Source organism: Bacillota bacterium (genome assembly GCA_030705925.1).
Classification (GTDB): domain Bacteria; phylum Bacillota; class Clostridia; order Oscillospirales; family Feifaniaceae; genus JAUZPM01.
The window spans coordinates 1-7,195 of the sequence record JAUZPM010000091.1; the positions used below are offsets into that span (position 1 = coordinate 1).

The 7,195-nt window shown below is 40.3% G+C and carries 6 protein-coding genes; 2 read left to right on the forward strand and 4 right to left on the reverse strand.

What is annotated here, in order from left to right; translation table 11 throughout:
• Together ppdK and Q8865_10590 are read right to left on the reverse strand one after the other, a co-directional pair.
• Window positions 1–2,166 (reverse strand): pyruvate, phosphate dikinase (ppdK, locus tag Q8865_10585; protein ID MDP4153862.1); only part of this gene is annotated, 2,166 nt, incomplete at its 3' end.
• A 138-nt stretch (window positions 2,167–2,304) separates the two neighbouring features.
• The gene (locus tag Q8865_10590; GenBank protein MDP4153863.1) at window positions 2,305–3,399 is read right to left on the reverse strand and encodes a HAMP domain-containing sensor histidine kinase; all 1,095 of its coding nucleotides are present in this window, start codon (window positions 3,397–3,399) and stop codon (window positions 2,305–2,307) included.
• 212 nt (window positions 3,400–3,611) lie between these two features.
• Between Q8865_10590 and gap the strand changes: the two genes are divergently transcribed.
• Together gap and Q8865_10600 are read left to right on the forward strand one after the other, a co-directional pair.
• Window positions 3,612–4,628, forward strand: a complete 1,017-nt coding sequence (gap, locus tag Q8865_10595; GenBank protein MDP4153864.1) for a type I glyceraldehyde-3-phosphate dehydrogenase — start codon at window positions 3,612–3,614, stop codon at window positions 4,626–4,628.
• Between the two features lie 191 nt (window positions 4,629–4,819).
• Complete coding sequence (locus Q8865_10600; GenBank protein MDP4153865.1) at window positions 4,820–5,626, forward strand: hypothetical protein; 807 nt, start codon at window positions 4,820–4,822, stop codon at window positions 5,624–5,626.
• Window positions 5,627–5,748: 122 nt separating this feature from the next.
• Here the strand turns inward: Q8865_10600 and Q8865_10605 are convergent, their stop codons facing one another.
• Window positions 5,749–6,255, reverse strand: coding sequence for a hypothetical protein (locus Q8865_10605; protein MDP4153866.1), 507 nt, complete (start codon window positions 6,253–6,255; stop codon window positions 5,749–5,751).
• The coding region (locus Q8865_10610) for an RHS repeat-associated core domain-containing protein (protein ID MDP4153867.1) at window positions 6,256–7,195 on the reverse strand (940 nt) is incomplete at its 5' end. It lies immediately after the preceding gene.

A 7,195-nucleotide genomic window follows, 5' to 3' on the forward strand; every position in this document is an offset into this window, starting at 1 on the left:
AGTTGCGGTGACAACGTCCTTGACGTATTTGAGCTCTTTTATTGCACCAACCAGCGGGATCATGATCTCAGGAACGATATTCATACCCTCTTTGTTGACATTAATAGCAGCCTCGATTACGGCACGGGTCTGCATCTCCGCAATCTCAGGATAGGTTACGGCAAGACGGCAGCCTCTGTGACCCAGCATCGGGTTGAACTCGTGCAGGCTGTCGATAGTAGCCTTCAGCTCGTCAAATGTCATCTTCATCTCTTTTGCAAGAGCTTCGATATCCTCTTTTGCAGTAGGCAGGAACTCATGAAGCGGAGGATCGAGGAAACGGATAGTTACAGAGTAGCCATTCATTGCGCGGAAGATGCCCTCAAAGTCGCTTCTCTGCATCGGAAGCAGTTTATCAAGGGCCTTTTTGCGCTGTTCGACGGTCTTTGAAACGATCATCTCACGCATAGCCGGAATACGGTCAGCGTTAAAGAACATATGCTCTGTACGGCAAAGACCTATGCCCTCTGCGCCATACTTATAAGCCTGAGCAGCGTCGTGAGGTGTATCAGCGTTTGTTCTTACCTTAAGGACACGGATCTCATCGGCCCATTTCATAAATGTCTCGAAATAGCCTGAAATCGACGCTTCTGTTGTTGAAATAGCCTCGGCATAAACATTGCCGGTAGAACCATCGATAGAGATGAAATCTCCCTCTTTTATGGTCTTGCCGCCGACTACGAAATATTTTTCTTCTTCATGCATCTGGATCTCGCCGCAGCCTGCAACACAGCATGTTCCCATACCACGAGCAACAACGGCAGCGTGTGAGGTCATACCGCCGCGAACGGTTAATATACCCTCTGATGCATACATACCCTCGATATCTTCCGGTGATGTCTCAAGTCTTACGAGAACGACTTTATTTCCATTGTTTGCAGCTTCCTTAGCATCTTCAGCCGTAAAGTAAACTTTACCGCAAGCAGCGCCAGGAGAAGCCGGCAGACCCTTAGTAACAGGTGTTGCTTTTTTCAGAGCGGCAGCGTCGAACTGTGGATGGAGCAGAGAATCAAGCTGTTTTGGCTCGACCTTTAATATAGCCTGGTCCTTTGTCAGCATGCCTTCTTCAACAAGATCAACTGCGATCTTGAGAGCTGCGGCTGCTGTTCTCTTGCCGTTTCTGGTCTGAAGCATGTAGAGCTTGCCTTTTTCAATGGTAAACTCCATATCCTGCATATCTTTGTAGTGGTTTTCAAGTTTGTTTGCTATATCCGCAAACTGTGTATATATAGGAGGCATAGCATCTGCAAGCTCTGCAATCGGCTGAGGAGTTCTGATGCCTGCAACAACATCTTCGCCCTGAGCGTTTCTTAAAAACTCACCATAGAGTTTCTTTTCGCCTGTTGATGGGTTTCTTGTGAAAGCAACGCCTGTGCCGCTGTCTTCACCCATGTTTCCAAATACCATGGACTGTACGTTGACAGCTGTGCCCCAGCTAGAAGGAATGTCGTTCATTCTTCTGTAAACTATAGCACGCGGATTGTCCCATGAACGGAAAACAGCCTTGACAGCCTCTATCAGCTGATCCTTCGGCTCTGTCGGGAAATCTGTACCTTTTTGTTGTTTATAATATTCTTTAAAGCGTACAACCAGCTCTTTCATATCGTCTGCAGTCAGCTCTGTATCCAGTTTTACGCCTCTTTTTGACTTTATTTCGTCGATAAATACCTCAAAATTCTTTTTCGGCACTTCCATAACAACGTCGGAGAACATCTGAATGAAACGTCTGTATGAATCATATGCGAATCTCTCGTTGTTAACGAGTTTTGCAAGACCTTTTACAACAGTATCATTAAGACCAAGGTTTAAAATGGTGTCCATCATGCCGGGCATTGAAGCGCGCGCGCCTGAACGAACAGAAACAAGCAGCGGATTTTCAGCGTCGCCGAACTTTTTGCCTGCAATGCCTTCAAGTTTTTCAAGATACTCATAAATCTGTTTTTCAATATCGGCCGAAATCTTTCCGCCATCTTCATAATAACGCGTGCAAGCCTCTGTCGTAACTGTAAAACCCTGCGGCACGGGCATCCCGAGCACAGTCATTTCAGCAAGATTGGCGCCTTTACCGCCAAGCAGTTCACGCATAGAGCCGTTACCCTCAGAAAACAGGTAAACATACTTCTGCATTTTGTTTTTTCCTCCTAATATTTTAATATAATAGACTTATTGATAAAATGCCCAAAGCATTATACCATAATATAAAGGCAAAAGCCACATGTTTTTCCATAATTTTTATTGTTATTATTATACCTGTTTTTATACGGATTAACTATGTTTTTGTATATTTCGTTCTTCAATTGCCAGCCTGAATCTCTGATTTAAGTAATCATTATCCGGTTTGTAAATTGTAAGATTCGACCTTAGCTCTGAAATATTCTGTACAAGTGGCAATTCGAATGTAAATTCAACCCCGTCATTTGTATTTTCACAATAAAGATTTCCTTTATGAGCAACAGCCATTAGCTTTGTAATATAAAGTCCAAGACCCTTACCCTCTTTTTTATCCGTTGTGAAAAAGGGAAGAAAAATATTTGACATATTCTCTTCCGGGATGCCTGATCCATTATTATAAACAGTAAGTACAGCCATATTGTTTCTTTTAAATAATTTTATCTTAACCGCGCTTCTGCAATATTTAAGTGCATTTATGAAAAGATTTACCACAGCATCTTCAATTTTTACAGGATCGCAGCTAATTAGAAGACAAGTTTCATCACAATCAAACGTTATATCGACTGATTTTTGAGCATAAAGCCGCGCTTCGCTATATAGCGATTTGATAAAACCAACATAATCTAAAAGTTCTGTTTTTAGTAGATGGGTGTAGCTTATTTCGTCTTTTATAATATCAAAATTTCGCGCTAAATTGAATAAAATAGCGGAATTGCGGCATATTACATCTAAATATGTTCTATCTCTGCCCATAATAGCATCAGAGCTTTTTAATAGTTGCCCTACATTTTTAATTATTGAGACCTTATTTTTAATATCATGGGCGAGCATGCCGGCAGCAGCATCAGCCCCATTCTTATCATATTTTGTTAAAAAGCCTAATACTCCTTCAAGAATATCCAAAGGAGTAAGAGGTAAAAGATGAATAGTGAAACATTCTCCAGTGGGAATCTTACCGGTTATCGCTATCGGTTTTCCCTGCTCAAGATTTTTCAAAACAGCCGACCAGTTTATTTCTCCGAAAATAAGTTTTAAATCTTTTGTCGCTGCGTATTGCGGAACGCTTAAGGAAATTGATTTGTTGTTCCAGATAACATTCATGCTTCTGTCTGCAAGGAAAATGGGTGTTTCCGATTCTGAGTAGTATGAGTTTAAAAGCTTTTCAAGTCCTTTTGAAAAAGTCTCCATTGTTCCCCCTCATTTCTGTCAATTATCTGTAATATTACAGTAGTCCTAATTATACCACAATATTTTGTATATTTTTCTTGTTATTTTTTATTAAAAATTGTTAATATATTATCAAACTTTTTCAATTATGTACTTGTAAAAAAGCTGAAATTTGTTATAATATTTTAGGAAAAAAATTCTTTAGTAAATTAAATGAGAGGATGAACTCAAAAATGGCAATTAAGATTGGTATTAACGGATTCGGAAGAATCGGCAGACTGGTTTTCCGTGTTGCAATGGCAGATCCAGCCTGTGAAGTAGTCGGTGTCAACGACCCCTTCATTACTGTGGATTATATGGCGTATATGCTTAAGTATGATACTATACATGGTCAGTATACAGGAAGCATAGCTATTGAAGGTGACAAACTTGTTGTTAACGGCAAGAAGATCTGTGTATATGCCTCCAAAGATCCTGCTGTTATTCCGTGGAAAGATTGCGGCGCTGAATATGTTGTTGAGTCTACCGGCGTATTCACAACAACAGAAAAAGCTAGCGCTCATCTGACTGCTGGCGCTAAGAAAGTCGTTATTTCTGCTCCTGCAAAAGATAAAGAAACACCAACCTTTGTTTGCGGTGTTAACACCGATAAATACACAAAGGATATGTTGGTCGTTTCAAACGCAAGCTGCACAACAAACTGCCTTGCTCCCCTTTCCAAAGTTATCAACGACAAGTTTGGTATTGTTGAAGGCTTAATGTCAACCGTTCACTCAACCACAGCTACTCAGAAGACTGTTGACGGTCCTTCAATGAAAGACTGGAGAGGCGGCAGAGCTGCTGCTGGCAACATTATTCCTTCTTCAACTGGCGCCGCAAAAGCTTGCGCGCTTGTTATTCCTGAGCTTAAGGGCAAACTTACAGGAATGTCATTCCGTGTTCCGACACTTGACGTTTCAGTTGTTGACCTGACTGTTAAGCTTGCTAAGCCTACAACATACGAAGAGATCTGCAAAGAGGTCAAGAGAGCAAGTGAAAACGAGATGAAGGGTATCCTTGGTTATACTGATGAAGATGTCGTTTCATCTGACTTTATCTCTGATCCCAGAACATCTATATTCGATGCAAAAGCTGGTATCATGCTCAACGAGACATTTGTTAAACTCGTTTCCTGGTATGACAATGAGTGGGGCTATTCCAACAAAGTCGTTGATCTTATAAAGGTTATGTACGCTGCTGACAACAAGTAAAATCGTATAACCATGCGGTTTTATGGTCGTTAGTTTAAGCAGAGACAAATAATTAAGCAACAAAACACATCCGATTTTGAGTTTAACTTAGAAGAGGATGTGTTTTTTATGTTATAATCCTTGACTTTTGTTATATTTAAGTTTATAACTCAGAATATGTATATTATTTTTGTGTATTTTGAGGTGCCGCTGTGAAAAAGAAAGGTTTATTGTTCAAGGTTTTACTGCTGGTTTTTGCTGTTTTATTATCCGGATTTATGGCTTCCTGCACTTCAAGTGCTTCCAAGTCTACTGGGGGTATCTTAGACAATGCTAAAGTTGACCGCACATATGAAAATATGTCGGAAAAAGCAGGAAAGCCGGAATATAAGATATTACAGGGTGGTTGTACAGATGGAACCTATGCCTACTATGTGCTGGAAAATAACTCTGTTCCGGGCAGCATATGCGAGCTTGTCAAAATCAGGCTTTCGGACTGGCAGATCGTCAAAATGGCGACTAACATCGACATCAACCACGGAAACGATTTGACCTATAATTCAAAAACTAATCAGATTGTTGCTGTACATAATAAGCCTAAATACACTACCATTTCATTCATCGATCCTAATACGCTTGAGGTTTTATCCTCAAGCCAGATCAAGGATAATATTTATTCGATAGGCTATAACGCAAAAACGGATCAATACGTTATCGGCGTCAGCGACGGGTATAATTTTAAAGTTCTCAACAGTGATTTCAGCATTGCCGCCTCCTATACTGGTCAGGTCACCAACTACACCCGCCAGGGCGGCGATTGTGACGAGAATTATATCTATTTTATTCAAAGCGGCAAGAGCGATAATATTATAGTTGTCTATGACTGGAACGGGAAATATATAAAGTCTGTTAAAGTGCCCATTTCATCCGAAGGTGAGAACATTTTTCATATAGGCAGTGTCTTTTATACAGGTTATAACACCAGCAAAGGCGCGGTCTATAAGACTCAACTGAATTAGTTATTCTTTTATAATTATGCGTATATATTAAGCTCCCGGAAAGCCGATATATTAAGGATTTCCGGGAGTTTAAGTGCCCAAGCGTTGCGTTGCAAGACCATCCCTGGCCTTTGCCCCCTTTACTAAACTTTCATTGGTGACAATTCTATTAATTTATAAGACAAATCTAAAACAGCTTTATCCAATAAATTCTCATATGATGCCCCAGTTGTGTTTTTATAATCTCTAACAAATAAACTTTTATAAAGTTTCCCGCTAATTAGCGCATGAACTTCACTTGTATCATCACCAATGCCCGGCTGCGTTGCTTCTTTGCTGTTTTTAGCAACGCAATCTATTAAAGTCTTAATTTCATTGAGGTCATCTTTTGCAATTTGAATGTCATTCTCCTTGCTTACATCAGCAGTATAGCTTGAATCCCTTAAATCTCCAGTGGTAAAGTTACATAACTGGACTTTCATTAGTCCACTTGAATATACCGTAAACACATAAGGCTGTTGCATAGCAGGCTGAACACTAACGATAGCCATTTTGGAATTACCCCCACAACCGGAACAGGCAAGCATAATCATGCTAATTAATGCTAATGAAAAAAAGTTTTTCACAAATATATGACCCTCTCTTTCCAATTAATTTACCCCTGCCGAAACCAGATACCTATCTCGCCTATCTAGCCCCTGTTCTTTACGAAGTGAGTTTTCTGTTATATCATATCCAGAAGCCCAATTGATTTTGCCATTTTCATTGATATAATCTACCCCAGTTGTATTAAGTTCTTCTTGGTTCCAACTCTCAAATTCTACCGTTCCGTCAGTATCTGTATATGCTTGTTTCCCTTGCTTTTTTCTGGCGTTTGTCCCCTGCACATCATGCAAAGCATGAATCATTTCATGACCCAATTCAATGTCCTTTGGTTCTACTGTATACGATGTATTACCATCTGCATCCATAGTTAATACTTTAACGGGGTCACTTGCATTAAAGTAAATTGTTGCGTCTGTACCTTTTCCATTAGTAGCCTTTTTCAAGCTGCGAGGGGCTGTTCCACTACCTTGGTCGGTGTAAACAATGGTACAAGTCTTATGGCTGTCTATTAACGCACTTACCAAAGCGGACCCACTTGCTTTACTCCCATCGTTCACTCCAATCGCAAATTGCACATTCCCATTATCGTCAACATAAAGTTGATCCCCGGTCAATTTTTGTATGTTTTGAAAACGTGCATCATCATTGTAGTTGTTGGAGTTTACTCCTGGCAGATTAATTACCAACCCACTTGGGTCAGTAAACATTATTGGATTATTTTCAGCATAGATGTACCAATTACTTCCTGATATTGCTGGGGCTTCCGTCAAAAACCGACCTGTTGAAGTATCATAATATCTCGCTCTTAGATAATAGTCCCCTGTTTCCTTGTCAAAGTACTCACCGCAATAGCGGAACGGGTTTTGGTCGTTCGGGTCAGGATTGATTTCATTGCCAAACGCGTCGTAAGTGTAACTCTTGACAACAGAATAGTTGGTATCGGTTAATGTTATCACATTACCATGTGCATCGTAATTATAAAAC

Coding starts and splice junctions, on each gene's coding strand:
- Q8865_10590 (MDP4153863.1), bottom strand. CDS start 3,399: ATGGAGACTTTTTCAAAAGGACTTGAAAAGCTTTTAAACTCATACTAC.
- gap (MDP4153864.1), top strand. CDS start 3,612: ATGGCAATTAAGATTGGTATTAACGGATTCGGAAGAATCGGCAGACTG.